A 13,876-nucleotide genomic window follows, 5' to 3' on the forward strand; every position below is an offset into this window, starting at 1 on the left:
AAAAATGAAAGCAACCTTGGGAGAAAAAGTATTTTATGGAGTTAACTATTTCATTCTGCTCTTGCTGGGTTTAAGCTGTCTGCTGCCGCTAATGCACATCCTGGCCTTATCCTTCAGCGATGCTCACGCTATCATGTCGGGACACGTAGCCTTATGGCCTGTAGGATTTACGCTGGAATCGTTCCAGTCGTTGTTCAAAGGGACCCGAATGGTAGATTCGTTCAAGAATAGCATCATTATTACGCTAGTAGGCACGCTACTATCCATGATCGTTACGGTACTGACCGCATATCCGCTCGCTAGGAAATATTTTATCGGCAAACGATTTTTCATGCTGGCGTTTCTGTTTACGATGATGTTTGGCGGCGGCACCATTCCGAACTATCTGGTCTTAAAATCTCTTGGAATCATTAACACCTACTGGGCTCTTTGGCTGCCGGCGCTCGTCAACACCTATAACCTGCTCATACTGCGTTCTTTTTTCCTTGGAATACCTGAGGAAATCGAGGATGCGGCACGAATTGACGGGTGCGGCGAATGGAGGCTGCTGGGCAGAATTATTATTCCATTGTCGCTGCCCGTGCTCGCTACATTAACCTTATTCAATGCGGTAGGTTTCTGGAATGCATTCCTGTCTGTCCTGATCTACATCAATGACACACACAAATATAATCTGACGGTGCTCGTTCAGAACATGATTCAAAGCCAATCCGTACTGCAGGAGGTCGTTGCTTCACAGCTGATTCAAGCCGATGACTCCGCTCAGATTACTCCCGAGGGGATTAAGGCTGCAGGGATTATCACGCTAATGGCACCTATGGTGATGGCTTACCCGTTTCTCCAAAAATATTTTGTGAAGGGCGCGTTGCTGGGCTCTGTGAAAGGCTAGAGCTTCTCGTTTACCTTGAGCGGGAGGGATGTGAATGAGTTAATAAGGGATGGCTATCGAACAACGAATGAACAAACCAATGAAGAAAAAGAGGGGATTGTATATGAAAGTTGGAAGAGCATGGTTAAAAGGCGGAGCTGCGCTGCTGATGACCTCAGGACTGATTGTTGCTGGCTGCTCACAGAGCGGTACTACTGCGCCGATGAACACCGACAACAAGCAGGCTGATGTGCGTAAAGATATATCCGCAACGATCTATGACCGGGGATCCGTTCCGGCGGCAGAAGGCTCGATTGAAAATAACCGATGGACTAAGTGGCTGAATGACAAGGGGCCGGCCAATGTAAAGTTTGTTGCCGTGCCGAGATTCGAATCTCAGCAGAAGCTGAATGTGCTCTTTGCGTCTGCCAGCGCGCCTGACTTGATTTTTGAATATGCCCCGCATATTAAAAATCCGCTGATCGATCAAAAGCTGCTCATGCCTCTTGATGAAATGATTGAGAAGCACAGCACGACCTATAAGCAAATGCTGCAGCAGTATCCGGCGCTGAAAAAGGTCGGCATGAAGTCGGACGGCAAAATCTATGAGTTCGCCCGGCTGTCGGAGGTATATCCGATACATGCCCTGCTGATCCGTGAGGACTGGCTGAAGAAGCTAAATCTGCAGGCTCCACAAACGACGGAAGAGTTGTACAAGGTAGCGAAAGCGTTCGCAGAGAACGACCCGGACGGCAACGGTAAGAAGGATACGCACGGTATTGCTATCAGCTTGCAATCCGGTCAGGTTGTGGATCAAATATTCCAAGCTACACGCTGGGTCGTGAAGGACGGCACAGTGACACGGAATTGGGATAACTTCACAGCCGTAACGGATTTTAAGAAGCGCTTGTTTGATGAAGGCATTGTGGATAAGGATTTCTTGAACGATAAGAATGGGGCGAAGGCGAAGCAGGACTTTGTGAATGGCAAGGTCGGCATTTATCCGCTGCAGATTAACTGGGTCAGCTTCGCACAAAACGAATTGACCTCACTTAAGAAGAATGTTCCGGACGCTATCGTGACTCCGATTGCGTATCCGAAGAGCCCGGCGGGTCAGTTCAACCCGGCCTACGCGAACCCGGTGCAAGCAACGGCAGTCGTGAACGCTAGCACGAAGCATCCGGATGCTGTGATGAAGTTCGTTGACTTCCTGGTGAAGCATGAGACGGCAAGCACGCTGAAGAATGGGATTGAGGGCGAGCATTGGAAGCAGGGAACGAATGGATGCCCCGAGCCCATCAGCGCAGAGAAACGGAAAACGGAGGTGGCGTGGAACACCGACACCCAGATGCTCAGCAGCCCCGTTCTCGATATGAAGTGCGGCAAGTTGGAGATGAGCTTCAACCTAAGCGAACCGGTTCAGAAGGAAGGCTTCGAGATGTACAAGAAAGCAATGCAAATCTATTCAGACCCGAATAAGCCGTATGTGGAAATTACGCACCCGGAGCACATGCCGCAGCTGCCGAAGGATATTGAAGCTATCTCCGGCCCGCTTGTTAAGCCTATTGATGACATGTTCGTCAAAGGAATTTTGGGTGGGAAGGCGTATACGGCTGAACAAGCGACGAAGGATGCAAAGGAGGTATGGGAGAAAGGCAACGGGAAGAAGATTGAGGAATGGTTTAGACAATGGTATGAAAAGGACAGCAAGAATGCCTTCTTGGCAAAAGATATGTATGAAATACTGAAGCAGCAAACTAGCCAGAAGTAAGAAGCGAGGGGACGAGGTATACAGCTGCTGCGTCCCCTTTTGTATGTGTAAGCGCATTGGAGGTTAATATGATTGATTCAAATTCTTACACCGTTCCTTTAGATTTTCCGGCTTCTATCGTCTCTGAAAATGAAAAAGACCATCTATCGGTGAATTAACACTGACAGATGGCCGCTTGCGGAATATGAGATTAGTCACTTTTCCACGTCAATCAACAATCGCCAGAATTGCGAATGCTTTAAATGTTCCGAAGAGGATTTAATCGTTGGTCCCCAGTATAGTCACGATGATTTGATGCGAATGGTCATTGAACAGCATATCTCTGATTTTATCGATGAAAATCGGGAAGTGATAGCTAAAGCAGTAGCAGAGGTTTTGGTAAATGATAAGCAGGTAATAAAGTTGAATAAATTATTGAAGACAATTTTAAAAACTGCAAGTGAAACAATGTGATTTTTATTGATGTCAATTAGCGCAGCGTTAGTCTAGGACTTTATTTCTAGACTTTGGTTTGTTAGGAGTCTCGGTTCGGGTTAGTTGATTAGTGGTAATTTCGTAGTCCTTTTCACTACTAATAAAGCAAGCCCCGATTCCTACAAGGATCGGGGCTTGTTCGTTCTCTAGATTCATTTATTTCCCGCCCGCAACTGTGTCTACAGTGATCGGTTGCCGGACGTCCATTAATTTTCGTTTGGCAATGAACAACGTTAAGATCCCGCTTGATATTGTAATGAGGGCGAGCGTCAGTAAAAATGTGGAGATCCCAAACCAATCGAGACAAGCACCGGTCGCAAGCAGCGAAATCTGGAACATGACGCGGTCAAGCATTCCACGAAATGAGAAAAAGCGGCCTTGTGCTTCTTTCGGCACTTTGATTTGGAATAGTGTAGATACCATCGGAAAGAAAAAAGCGACTGCGCAACCGAACATAACGAAAGAGCCGAGAACCGCAAAACTGCTCTCGCTGAAGGACATTCCTGCAAAAGAAAGCGCAAATATAACATAAACAGCGTAGAGCTGGTTACCAGATTCCGCATGCCGATCACACGCTTTGCGAATAGACCTGCAATCAAAATGCTAGTGCCTTCTAAAGAATAGATCCAGCCCATCAGTTCCGGTTTCTGCTGGATTTGACTAAACTTCAGTACAAGCAAATTAAAACCGCCTAGAAACAAAGTAATAACCCCGCTATTGATAAGTGCGATGAATATAGACGGTTCTGATCGAATAAGTGGAAACAACTCCGTAAAGCGGATTTTCTCCTTCTTTCTTGCAGCCAAGGTATCCGCAGTATTGGGAATCCTCAACTGTGTAATGAGCATCACGAGGATGACGTAAAAAGCAAGCGATAGCGCGTAGACTGTGTACAAATTCATCATGGATACCAATATACCTGCTGCTGCAGTGCCGCCAATTCTCGCTATAGTAATCACGTTAAAATTTACGCTGTTCGCTTTAAGAAGTTCGGAGGCTGGAACGACGGAAGGCAGCGCTGCTTGTACGGTAGGCATATAAACAGTAGCCGCTACTTGCATGATGACGACGGACAACAGCATGATGGCGACAGATTGATACTGTATGGCCGCAAACATGACAATCGGAGCCAGACAGCGGACAATCCCTGATATAAGCAATATTTTTTTCTTATCATAGCGGTCTGCCCACACCCCGGCTTGAGGCGAAATGAGAACACCGAGAAATAAACCGCACATCAAGATCAAGCTCTTGCCTAAATCAGACGGGACGTGGCTTTGCATAAATTGCAAATTGGCAATGACGCTTGTCCAAATACCTGCGCCCTGAATGGCTTCTCCGATCATCATGAAAACAAATGTCCGATTCCGAAGTAACGAATAATTCATACCTAATCTCCAATCTAAATTGACACTCAGAATCTTCCAATTATAGCACGTACGTTCGTGATGTGTCTATTAGAACACGAGGCCGAAGAGGATCTCCTGCCTACGCTCGGGCGATGGCGATACGCCTCGTTATCGCCAGGAATGAACTTGTAACTAGGGAAATAGATAAGATTTTATCTGGGTAAGAAGAGTATCATGTCTGGTACGGGAACGTATTTAGATATCCCATATGAGTCAATGATAGAAACTGTTGAGTTTAGGAAATTGATTGAGATTTGGCTAAAGGAGTTAATGGATTTAAACAGTAATGCATACAGTTGATTTGCCAATTGCTCATTTAGCTTCTGCAGTATTTCGAATCAGCCTTATGACCTCTTCGATTCGTTGCTTTTCTGTTTGAATGTTATATTTCTGTAGATTGACTACCCATAGAGCCTGTTCTCTGTGGCCTTTCTTTAATAACCTCATGACATCGTAGACGACAGGAATATCGTATCCCTTAATTTAAACATGTAAGGCAACGAATGCTTGAACATGGAACGATGTGTAACATCTTCTTTTACTTGCTGTTCGAGGTACGTCGGGTACCAAGTCGAGTTCTTCATATCGTCGCAAGTTGGTCGTGCTAACGCTAAGTTTCTTGGCAATCTGCTTCGGCGTATAATTGATTTCCATTGTTGATCACCTTTCCTTTAAGTTAAACCTTAAACTTCTACAACAATATTAAACGAAATATTTGGTTTCTGCGCAAGGGTTCAAGGAATATGAAACGAAATCTTGCATGAATGTTATATGATCAAATATGATCGGATGGAAAGAAAAGAATACGAGGAGGTAAAACATGGATTGCATTTCACCGAAAGAAGCGGCGTTAAAGGTGAAAAGGTGGCCTAAAGATACCATAGCGGCGGGTTATCGTCATACCGTCGGGCTTAAATTGGACGGCACGGTGACAGCTGTGGGTGATAATAAATATGGCCAATGTGATGTAAGCGGCTGGCGCGATATTGTGGCGGTTGCGGCGGGTAATGCTCATACGGGTAATGCTCATACAATCGGGCTTAAATCGGACGGCACGGTGGCGGCTGTGGGTTGGAATAAGCATGACCAATGCGATGTAAGCGGCTGGTGCGATATTGCGGCGGTTGCGGCGGGTTGGCGTCGTACCGTCGGGCTTAAATCGGATGGCACGGTGGTGGCTGTGGGTCGAAATAATGAAGGCCAATGCAATGTAAGCGGCTGGCGTGATATGGTGGCGGTAGCAGCGGGTGACTGGCATACCGTCGGGCTTAAATCGGACGGCACGGCGACGATTGTGGGTAATAATCGGTATGGCCAATGCAATGTAAGCGGCTGGCGCGACATAGTGGCGGCAGCGGCGGGTTACCTTCATACCGTCGGGCTTAAATCGGACGGCACGGTGGCGGCTGTGGGTTGGAATAAGCGTGATCAATGCGATGTAAGCGGCTGGCGCGGTATTGTGGCGATAGCGGCGGGTAGTAATCATACCATCGGCCTTAAATCGGACGGCACGGTGGCGGCTGTGGGTTGGAATGAGCATGGCCAATGCAATGTAAGTGGCTGGCGCGATATTGTGGCGGTTGCGGCGGGTTGCGCTCATACTCTCGGCCTTAAATCGGACGGCACGGTGGTTGCTGTGGGTGATAATGAATATGGCCAATGCGAAGTAAGCGGCTGGCGTGGCATCCAACTGCCCGGCAATTAGTTTACAATATTAATAATACATATAATGAAAGCCATGCGCCGATTTCCCTCGCATGGCTTATATTTTGTATTAATAGCCAAATGTTTTACACGACATCACGGAGCAGCTGAGGGTCGAAGCCAGGTACTCAGGGCTTTATTTTGATTGCAACTACTTTTGCTTCACAAAAGGGGAATGCGAACCGGTTTTGCTTCCATGCCTGAAAAGGTGAAGGGTTTACTCTTAGGAAAACTTTTGGATGAAAATGGACTAAACCTTTAAGATTTTGCAAATCTTAACAAACCCTCATTATCGCTTTCTTGTAATTAGTTCAAGAGTAAGATTTACTACTCCTGTAGATTCATTGTGGAGTACTTTGACCTTTTGATGGGGATGACGCAATGTATTTCTCGAAAGGATGGATAGGCCCTATTAGATTCACACTGTTAAGTAATACAAAAAAACTACCCGAAGGTAGTTAACTCTACAATTTCTTAAAGTTAAGAACAAGTCCACCAGTGCCTTCTAGACTTACAACCCATTTTAATGCGTTGCCTGATCCTATTTTTGCACTCACAGATACTTGAAGATTATTTAATTCAAAGTTGGTAAACTTGGCTGCGATTTTTTCAACGATTTCTTGAGTAAAGGGAACAAGTTCTTCATTGGTGTCGTCTTCTGTTAAGTCGCCGAGTGTATTAAAGGATTTTTCAACAGATTCTTTTTTTACTGGAATATAGAGCTGGATGTCATCAGGCATAATATCATCATCTCCCTATAATTAATAGGAAAATTATACCATTATGTAGTTTTGAAGTCAGTAATTTAATTTAATTCTTGCATGAACGGAGCCTAGAAATAGGCTCTTTTAACTTTGTAGAGGTAGGAGAAACATGGCAAACGAATTTATTGACGGTGAAAGACTAGCTAGGCTAGAAGCAAAATTCGAGACAGAGCTAACAGCTAAAGTCGACTTGAGATAGCGGAGGGGGCAGCAGGAGAAAGGAAAAGCCATTGTTGAATATTATCGTGATGGCGTTGGCTTTCGTGAAATCGAACAAGGCCCCGATGGTCTCCCGAAAAGGATCGCTAACGCAGTTGATCTTGCTTATAATGAGGCTATTCTCGACGCACTGGATTCTTGGAAAATGGGATGGAGGGACCTAGCACCACTTAAAGAAAAAGACTGGGGTAGTAAGTACTTCAAAAATGGGAAATTGAGTGTGAGGACTTTGGTGGACATAAGTTGGAAGTATTTTATCTTTCTGACTTTAATGTTGCATGAGGGTAAGTGATGCGATTCCCCATCTTATCTTTATTGTAGTTTAAGTTAGAGTTTTTTGATCTTACTTTTTGTCAATAATGTATGGATGGAGGGATGTTTATGAGTTTTCAGACCGTAGTTGTTGTGCTAGTAATAAGCTTAATACCAATGATGTATTATTATTTCCGAGAAAAGTTAAACCAAGAACGTGAAAACATTATCGGAATGTTGAAAATCAATCACGAATTACGTGATACGTTAAAACATGGTATTTACCAGAGGTTTAAGAAGGATGAGGATAATCCTGATAAAGAAGACCCTTTTGATTTTGAGTATTTTGTAGCAGAAATTATGGAACACATACACGATAGTCGAACCTATGTCACAAAAAAATCTGGAGATTTTGGTGTTGATATTGAAGAGTATCGGGAAGACGGTTTATACCTTGGACAAGTTAAGTGTTATGACAAACCTTTAAAATATGAACCAATAGCAATAATCCACTCTCAGATGATAAAACAAGGTGCAAAAGGTGGTTATGTAGTAACAACCAGCAGTTTTACAGAAAAAGCACGTGACTACGCAGAAGGACTTAATATCGAACTAATAGAAGGTACACAATTAGTAGAAATGTGGTTAAGAAGATTGGAGTCAAGAGCCGTTTTCCATAACCCAACGTTAGTGCATTAAGTAACCAGAAAAGCATCATCATTCGATGATGCTTTTCTCATTCCCATCAGAGCGAAGAAGCAATATAGAGGTGTGTTGATGTGGATTGGATTCAATCATTCATTCATTCATTCATCAATCAACTTTATCCCATTCCCGATTTTGACAAGAACTTTATCTCATTCACGACAGATGGTTGGGAGTGAATGAGGTGGATATAGAAATAGCTGGAAAGGATACCTAATGATTGAACTGGCAGGTTAACGCAACTATTTAAGTTCCATTAAGATGGGCTTTGGTTTGTTGAATTTAGAAGAAAGGGTGAAGGAGTGTAACAGAGAAGTACGTTTTAGGATGGGTCAGAAGACAGGCTTAGCAGTTGAATTTAAATTTCCTTATTCAAAAATGTGCGACAAAATATAAAATCCTGGATGGTTATACTTTGCTGGTTTATCCCTTTGTAGAAGGCATCGAATAATCCAGAAAGACAAGCAAAATTAGACGGCCTCATTCCGATGGAGTTCAGGAGCAAGGCTGCCTAACAGTTTGTAATATTTATGCTGTGTACTTGATGGGTCTACACATTCCTCACTATCAATTCCCCTAACTGCTTGGCTAATTCTTGGTGGGGGATTGGTCGGTCATTCTTAAACCACCATTCCACTACACCTACGTAAGCAGATGCAATAAAACGTACAGTAACATCCCTATCGAATCCCTTGTTTATTCCATTTGTAACATCTATGTCTTTAACAAACTCTTCGATCTGATAGTCCATGAATCGCTTATGAAAATAAGGAGCTCCCTTACTCGCTAACATCGTGGCGAAGAAATCATAATTATTATCTAAGTATTCGGTGCAAATGAAAGAACATTCAATATGATCCATGTCCGCATGGTCAACGCACATTTCTCTCATTTCGTCTATGTGTCCTTCAATCAGCTTATCAAGCAGATCATATTTATCCATGTAATGAAGGTAAATGGTCCCACGGCTTACATCCGCTCGGTCCGACAGATCTTGAATAGTAATGTCGTCAAAGTTTTTTTCAGCCATCAATTCAAGAACCGCTTTCTTTAATGCTTGTTGGGATTTTTTAATTCTTCGATCAACTTTCGGCATCAAAATTCACCAAACTTTCTATATTAATTAACGTTAATAAACTATAATCGTGCAACTGTCTAATAATTGACAAAACACACCAACTTAACCATTGCGTGCTCCCCATACACGTATATAATTATAGACGAATGTTTAATAATACATCAAGGTCTACTATTGGTTATGTTTTCAACGACCAAGAAAGGAGGATTAGCACGCTCATTAGACATTTCAAACAATTCATTAGTAAGTTGGCGGCAGTTGTAAGCACTTGCTGCATAGAAAAAAGCTTCATTTGAAAAAAATGATGTTTCGAAGGAGGGAAAACGGTGAAAAGAATATTTTGGCTTGTTCTCGGATTAGTGCCAATTTTAGTAGTCACCTCATGTGGAAGCAAAAATAATGACATGATGAGCATGACTGGACAGCTGGAAGCTAAAGTCGAGAACTATCAAAAAAATTATGATAATCCTGTTAAATTTCCTGGAAATTACGAGGATGGTATTCTCTATTCAACTATAAAGCGAGGAAATATCACAGAACCGCTATATACAAGTCGGGAAGCGATTGAGGCTGCGAAAAACGGAGAGCCTTTTCCTGATGGAACAGTACTCACTCTTGTGATATATAAAGATGGAAAGCTTGATGAAACTCTCGTAGCGGAAAAGCGCAACGACTGGAACGATGAGCCCTCAGGGGAGAAAAACGGGGATTGGCGTTATCAAGCATTCAATCCCGACAGGTCGGTAAATGAACAGCGCAGCATTCCAAGCTGTATCTCCTGCCACGCAGGCCAGGAAGTTAATGATTTCACGTAAGCTTGTCATTGATTTTATGATGCTGATTTTCACGATAGTCGCAATGGCTTATTCGATTACTGGAAATCGGGCCCACGAAATAGTCGGAGTATTCCTGTTTATCTTGTTTATTGTCCACAATATCTTAAACCGGCGCTGGTATAAGGCGATCCTTAAAGGCAAGTACAATGTATAGCGAATTATCGGTATAGCGATAAATCTGTTATTTCTGATGACTATGACTATGGCGCTGATTAGTGCCGTGCCTATATCCCGTGATCTATTCGACTCTATTTCTACCAATGATGATATGCTCGCTAGACAGACTCATGTTCTATCTGCATACTGGGGATTTATTCTTATGGCTGTTCATATTGGAATATCCTGGGGAAGAATCATTCAAACGGTACGAAAAATGACAGGAATAACTGCTGAAAATCGCCAACGCCTCATTATCCTACGTATACTTGTGGTGTTAATTGTTATCTATGGTGTGGAAGCTTCCGTTAAGGGGAATATGGGTTCCAAGCTATTTATATATAATCCTTTTGGTTGGGGCGGTAATGGTTCTCTTTTAAGTTTTATTAGAGATCAACTAGAGATCATGGGAATCTATATCGGCGGGACTCATTATTCGTTAATATTTATGCGGAAGCAGAAGGTAGCCATCAACGAAAAAATGACTGATTAGCGTTTTTTAAGGTGGTTGAAGCACAATAATTAACACTTTTAATGTGAATGTTCAATACTTGACAGATTAAGCGTAATTAACAATTGAAGAAGTCCTATACATGTTTAATATATAGACATATGTGCTACATCAAAGAAAGCCGACACTAGCTGGGATCAATGTGCTAAGAAGAAGACATTTATAATAGCCTATTTGGACATAAATCGAGGTGTATTTTGGTTAAACGCAATAATTTGTTGATTTTCATTTTAACCGTAGGAGTCTTCGGCATTTTAAATACCGAAATGGGGGTTATTGGATTATTGCCTTCCATCTCTGATCACTTTAATGTGAGTGTATCCACTGCAGGATGGTTGGTAAGTTCTTTTGCCCTTGCAGTTGCAGTGTCTGGTCCAATCTTGCCATTATTGTTTTCGGGTATGAATCGGAAGAAGGTCATGTTACTGGTACTTGGTGTTTTCGTTCTGGGGAATATAGTCTCCATATTTACATCTAGCTTTACTGTTGCATTAATTGCTCGTGTAATACCAGGGATTTTTCATCCAGTTTATTGTTCATTGGCATTTACTGTAGCTGCGGCCTCGGTTAATAAAGAAGAAGCTCCAAAAGCTGTTTCAAAAGTTTTTATTGGAGTATCTGCCGGAATGGTAATCGGTGTACCAATCGCCAGTTTCATTGCAAGTGTAACTACTTTACAAATGGCGATGGTATTCTTTGCTGCTGTAAATATTATGGTATTCATTGCTACATTACTATTTGTACCATCTATACCTGTTGAGGAAAGACTTTCTTACGGAGCACAATTATCCGTGTTAAAAAAACCAATTACATGGCTTTCCATCGTGGCTATTCTTTTAATCAACTCAGCAATATTTGGAGTTTATAGTTATCTTGCTGAGTATCTGAAAACTGTTACGAATATGTCTTCGAATACAATTAGTTCAATGTTGTTTATATACGGTGGTGCCAATATTATTGGAAACGTAGTCGCAGGAAAGCTACTCACTAATAATGCTAGCAAATCTGTCGTATCTTTTCCTTTTATATTAGGAGCTGTTTACACCATATTATTCTTCACAGGACAGTTTAGCCTACCAATGGCGATCATTACTTTAATCTGGGGTATATTAGCTGGTATAGGGGCGAATATGAATCAATATTTGATGATGTCTTCGGCTCCTGAAGCACCTGATTTTGCTAATGGACTATTTTTAACATCTGCTAACTTAGGGGTAACATTTGGTGCTGCTGTAGGTGGGTTATTTATAGAGGAAATGGGTACACAATATGTCGTATTAGTGGGACTACTATCATTAGTATTGAGTTTTATAACCATTTTACTAAGAAACTACATGTTTACTCCCACTCGACAAGTTTCAAGATAAGGAATTCCTCTATTTTTTAAACAAATCTAACCAATACGAATGAAATAACAAATAGTTCATGAATTGTAGGAGGTAATACGATGATAATTGCTAATGCACGTGCTGTATTCAGCCCAGAGGGTCCGTTCAAACTGACCACGATTGAGCGCAGGGATCTTGAGCCGCATGATGTCCTTATTGAAATTAAGTACGCAGGTATTTGCCACTCTGACATCCATACAGCCCGCGGCGAGTGGGGACCGGTAAACTATCCTCTCGTTCCAGGGCACGAGATTGCCGGAATAGTCATCCAGGTTGGTTCGGAAGTTACAAAGTATGCCGTTGGCGACCGAGTAGGGGTAGGCTGCATGGTTGACTCCTGCAGAGAATGTGAACACTGCCGTAAGGGAGATGAACAGTATTGCCTCAGTGGAAATACCGGCACCTACGCCGCGATCGATAGGTACGGGCAATATACGCAGGGCGGTTATTCCACTCATATCGTCGTAACCGAAGACTTCGTGGTCCGAATTCCTGACAGCCTTGGGCTTGACGTTGCCGCTCCGCTGCTGTGCGCCGGTATTACAACGTACTCGCCGCTGCGCCACTGGGGAGCTGGCCCTGGCAAGAAGGTAGCCGTTGTTGGATTTGGTGGGCTTGGCCATATGGCAGTAAAGCTCGCTCATGCCATGGGGGCAGAGGTTACGGTTTTATCACAGAGCCTGAAGAAGAAAGTAGACGGTTTGCGTCTTGGTGCGGACCAATATTATGCCACGAACGATCCAGAGACGTTTAAGACATTGGCGGGTTCGTTCGACCTTATCGTCAATACAGTAAGCGCGAAGATTGATATTAGTGCCTACCTTTCGTTGCTGGCGCTGGACGGTACACTGGTCAATGTCGGTGCCCCAGCCGAGCCGATGGAGGTTAACGTATTTCCGCTTATCCTTCAGCGTCGGTCGTTTGCCGGCTCAATGATCGGCGGCATTCGCGAAACGCAGGAAATGCTTGATTTCTGCGCTGAACACCACATTGCTCCTGAGATTGAGGTTATTGCTGCTAAGCAGATTGATGAAGCTTGGGCGCGCGTATTAGCTTCCGATGTCCGGTATCGCTTCGTGATCGACATCAACACGATGTAGAATGAATAACGAGTAATGGGCACGAAGAAGAAGATCCATGAATTATGATCCAAAAAAAAGTAGCAGCAGCAATGGGGAAAATGTATGGATATTTGTGTCAAAAATGCAGGGAGTTTTGTGTCATTAGATGTAGGGTGACAAGAACATATTCTCATTAATAGTCGCGTAAATCGCGGCTTTTATATTTAATGGGATCAAGTTCTTTCTTCTTCATCAGTGGAGGTCTTCCGGTTCTCGTACGCAAGGATGTTTGCCTGCCGCGCTGAGATCTCGCAGAACACTACAAGGATGAGCTTTTCTCGTGAAAGTGGGATGCTCCAACAGGATACACCCTAGAAAGCCCAATTCGCAAGGAAAGGAGAGGGTATTGATTATGACTAAGCTGAGCAAAAGGATTAAAGTAACGACGATCTTAGGGATTTCCTTGTCTTTTGTCATGGCATCATGCTCGACGAAGGATATGGCAGTCAGGCAATCGCCGTTTCCCTCAAATGCCGGTTACAGTGGTTCGAGTTCAAAATAGGTAAAGAATCTACCTATGTTGACGGCATCCACACGGCGACAGGTAATTACGGGAGCCGCGACTCGTCCATCTCCGTGACTATCACCATGGTTGATGACGTTATTTCAAATTTTTATAA

At 43.2% G+C, this 13,876-nt stretch carries 13 protein-coding genes; 9 read left to right on the forward strand and 4 right to left on the reverse strand.

Annotated elements, in window-relative coordinates; all coding sequences use genetic code 11:
* Positions 1 to 4: 4 nt before the first annotated feature.
* The 3 genes from QFZ80_RS14475 (at position 5) to QFZ80_RS14485 (ending at position 3,092) form a co-directional block, all read left to right on the forward strand.
* Positions 5 to 889: a carbohydrate ABC transporter permease gene (locus QFZ80_RS14475; RefSeq protein WP_307545978.1), complete on the forward strand. Its 885-nt coding sequence runs from the start codon at positions 5 to 7 to the stop codon at positions 887 to 889.
* A 103-nt stretch (positions 890 to 992) separates the two neighbouring features.
* Positions 993 to 2,639, forward strand: coding sequence for an extracellular solute-binding protein (locus QFZ80_RS14480; protein ID WP_307559564.1), 1,647 nt, complete (start codon positions 993 to 995; stop codon positions 2,637 to 2,639).
* A 300-nt stretch (positions 2,640 to 2,939) separates the two neighbouring features.
* Positions 2,940 to 3,092, forward strand: a complete 153-nt coding sequence (locus QFZ80_RS14485) for a hypothetical protein (protein WP_307545976.1) — start codon at positions 2,940 to 2,942, stop codon at positions 3,090 to 3,092.
* 290 nt (positions 3,093 to 3,382) lie between these two features.
* Here the strand turns inward: QFZ80_RS14485 and QFZ80_RS14490 are convergent, their stop codons facing one another.
* Both QFZ80_RS14490 and QFZ80_RS14495 read right to left on the reverse strand, forming a co-directional pair.
* Positions 3,383 to 4,501: an MFS transporter gene (locus QFZ80_RS14490; protein WP_307559566.1), complete on the reverse strand. Its 1,119-nt coding sequence runs from the start codon at positions 4,499 to 4,501 to the stop codon at positions 3,383 to 3,385.
* Positions 4,502 to 5,005: 504 nt separating this feature from the next.
* Positions 5,006 to 5,176: a MerR family DNA-binding transcriptional regulator gene (locus QFZ80_RS14495; RefSeq protein WP_307545974.1), complete on the reverse strand. Its 171-nt coding sequence runs from the start codon at positions 5,174 to 5,176 to the stop codon at positions 5,006 to 5,008.
* A 166-nt stretch (positions 5,177 to 5,342) separates the two neighbouring features.
* Here QFZ80_RS14495 and QFZ80_RS14500 point away from each other — a divergent pair, with 166 nt between their 5' ends.
* Positions 5,343 to 6,227, forward strand: a complete 885-nt coding sequence (locus QFZ80_RS14500) for an RCC1 domain-containing protein (protein ID WP_307545973.1) — start codon at positions 5,343 to 5,345, stop codon at positions 6,225 to 6,227.
* A gap of 463 nt (positions 6,228 to 6,690) precedes the next feature.
* Here QFZ80_RS14500 and QFZ80_RS14505 read toward each other — a convergent pair whose 3' ends face one another.
* Positions 6,691 to 6,966, reverse strand: coding sequence for a hypothetical protein (locus QFZ80_RS14505; protein ID WP_307545972.1), 276 nt, complete (start codon positions 6,964 to 6,966; stop codon positions 6,691 to 6,693).
* Between the two features lie 624 nt (positions 6,967 to 7,590).
* On the opposite strand from QFZ80_RS14505, the gene QFZ80_RS14510 reads away from it, so the two are divergent.
* A complete protein-coding gene (locus QFZ80_RS14510; protein ID WP_307545971.1) occupies positions 7,591 to 8,160 on the forward strand; it encodes a restriction endonuclease in 570 nt (189 codons plus the stop codon).
* Positions 8,161 to 8,716: 556 nt separating this feature from the next.
* On the opposite strand, the gene QFZ80_RS14515 is transcribed toward QFZ80_RS14510, so the two are convergent.
* On the reverse strand, positions 8,717 to 9,262 hold the full coding sequence (locus QFZ80_RS14515; RefSeq protein ID WP_307559568.1) for a TetR/AcrR family transcriptional regulator: 546 nt from the start codon (positions 9,260 to 9,262) through the stop codon (positions 8,717 to 8,719).
* A 308-nt stretch (positions 9,263 to 9,570) separates the two neighbouring features.
* Here QFZ80_RS14515 and QFZ80_RS14520 point away from each other — a divergent pair, with 308 nt between their 5' ends.
* The 4 genes from QFZ80_RS14520 to QFZ80_RS14535 all read left to right on the forward strand — a co-directional run bounded on the left by QFZ80_RS14520 (position 9,571) and on the right by QFZ80_RS14535 (position 13,235).
* Positions 9,571 to 10,059 carry a cytochrome P460 family protein gene (locus QFZ80_RS14520; RefSeq protein ID WP_307545969.1) on the forward strand — a complete coding sequence of 163 codons (489 nt, stop codon included), beginning with the start codon at positions 9,571 to 9,573 and terminating at the stop codon, positions 10,057 to 10,059.
* A 340-nt stretch (positions 10,060 to 10,399) separates the two neighbouring features.
* Positions 10,400 to 10,729 carry a hypothetical protein gene (locus tag QFZ80_RS14525; RefSeq protein WP_483874718.1) on the forward strand — a complete coding sequence of 110 codons (330 nt, stop codon included), beginning with the start codon at positions 10,400 to 10,402 and terminating at the stop codon, positions 10,727 to 10,729.
* A 215-nt stretch (positions 10,730 to 10,944) separates the two neighbouring features.
* Positions 10,945 to 12,114: an MFS transporter gene (locus QFZ80_RS14530; protein ID WP_307545968.1), complete on the forward strand. Its 1,170-nt coding sequence runs from the start codon at positions 10,945 to 10,947 to the stop codon at positions 12,112 to 12,114.
* 80 nt (positions 12,115 to 12,194) lie between these two features.
* The gene (locus QFZ80_RS14535) at positions 12,195 to 13,235 is read left to right on the forward strand and encodes an NAD(P)-dependent alcohol dehydrogenase (RefSeq protein WP_307559570.1); all 1,041 of its coding nucleotides are present in this window, start codon (positions 12,195 to 12,197) and stop codon (positions 13,233 to 13,235) included.
* Positions 13,236 to 13,876 lie beyond the last annotated feature (641 nt).

Source organism: Paenibacillus sp. V4I7 (genome assembly GCF_030817275.1).
GTDB lineage: Bacteria > Bacillota > Bacilli > Paenibacillales > NBRC-103111 > Paenibacillus_E.

Coding starts and splice junctions, on each gene's coding strand:
- QFZ80_RS14535 (WP_307559570.1), top strand. CDS start 12,195: ATGATAATTGCTAATGCACGTGCTGTATTCAGCCCAGAGGGTCCGTTC.
- QFZ80_RS14485 (WP_307545976.1), top strand. CDS start 2,940: ATGGTCATTGAACAGCATATCTCTGATTTTATCGATGAAAATCGGGAA.
- QFZ80_RS14510 (WP_307545971.1), top strand. CDS start 7,591: ATGAGTTTTCAGACCGTAGTTGTTGTGCTAGTAATAAGCTTAATACCA.
- QFZ80_RS14525 (WP_483874718.1), top strand. CDS start 10,400: ATGGCTGTTCATATTGGAATATCCTGGGGAAGAATCATTCAAACGGTA.
- QFZ80_RS14495 (WP_307545974.1), bottom strand. CDS start 5,176: ATGGAAATCAATTATACGCCGAAGCAGATTGCCAAGAAACTTAGCGTT.
- QFZ80_RS14500 (WP_307545973.1), top strand. CDS start 5,343: ATGGATTGCATTTCACCGAAAGAAGCGGCGTTAAAGGTGAAAAGGTGG.
- QFZ80_RS14515 (WP_307559568.1), bottom strand. CDS start 9,262: ATGCCGAAAGTTGATCGAAGAATTAAAAAATCCCAACAAGCATTAAAG.
- QFZ80_RS14475 (WP_307545978.1), top strand. CDS start 5: ATGAAAGCAACCTTGGGAGAAAAAGTATTTTATGGAGTTAACTATTTC.
- QFZ80_RS14480 (WP_307559564.1), top strand. CDS start 993: ATGAAAGTTGGAAGAGCATGGTTAAAAGGCGGAGCTGCGCTGCTGATG.
- QFZ80_RS14490 (WP_307559566.1), bottom strand. CDS start 4,501: ATGAATTATTCGTTACTTCGGAATCGGACATTTGTTTTCATGATGATC.
- QFZ80_RS14505 (WP_307545972.1), bottom strand. CDS start 6,966: ATGCCTGATGACATCCAGCTCTATATTCCAGTAAAAAAAGAATCTGTT.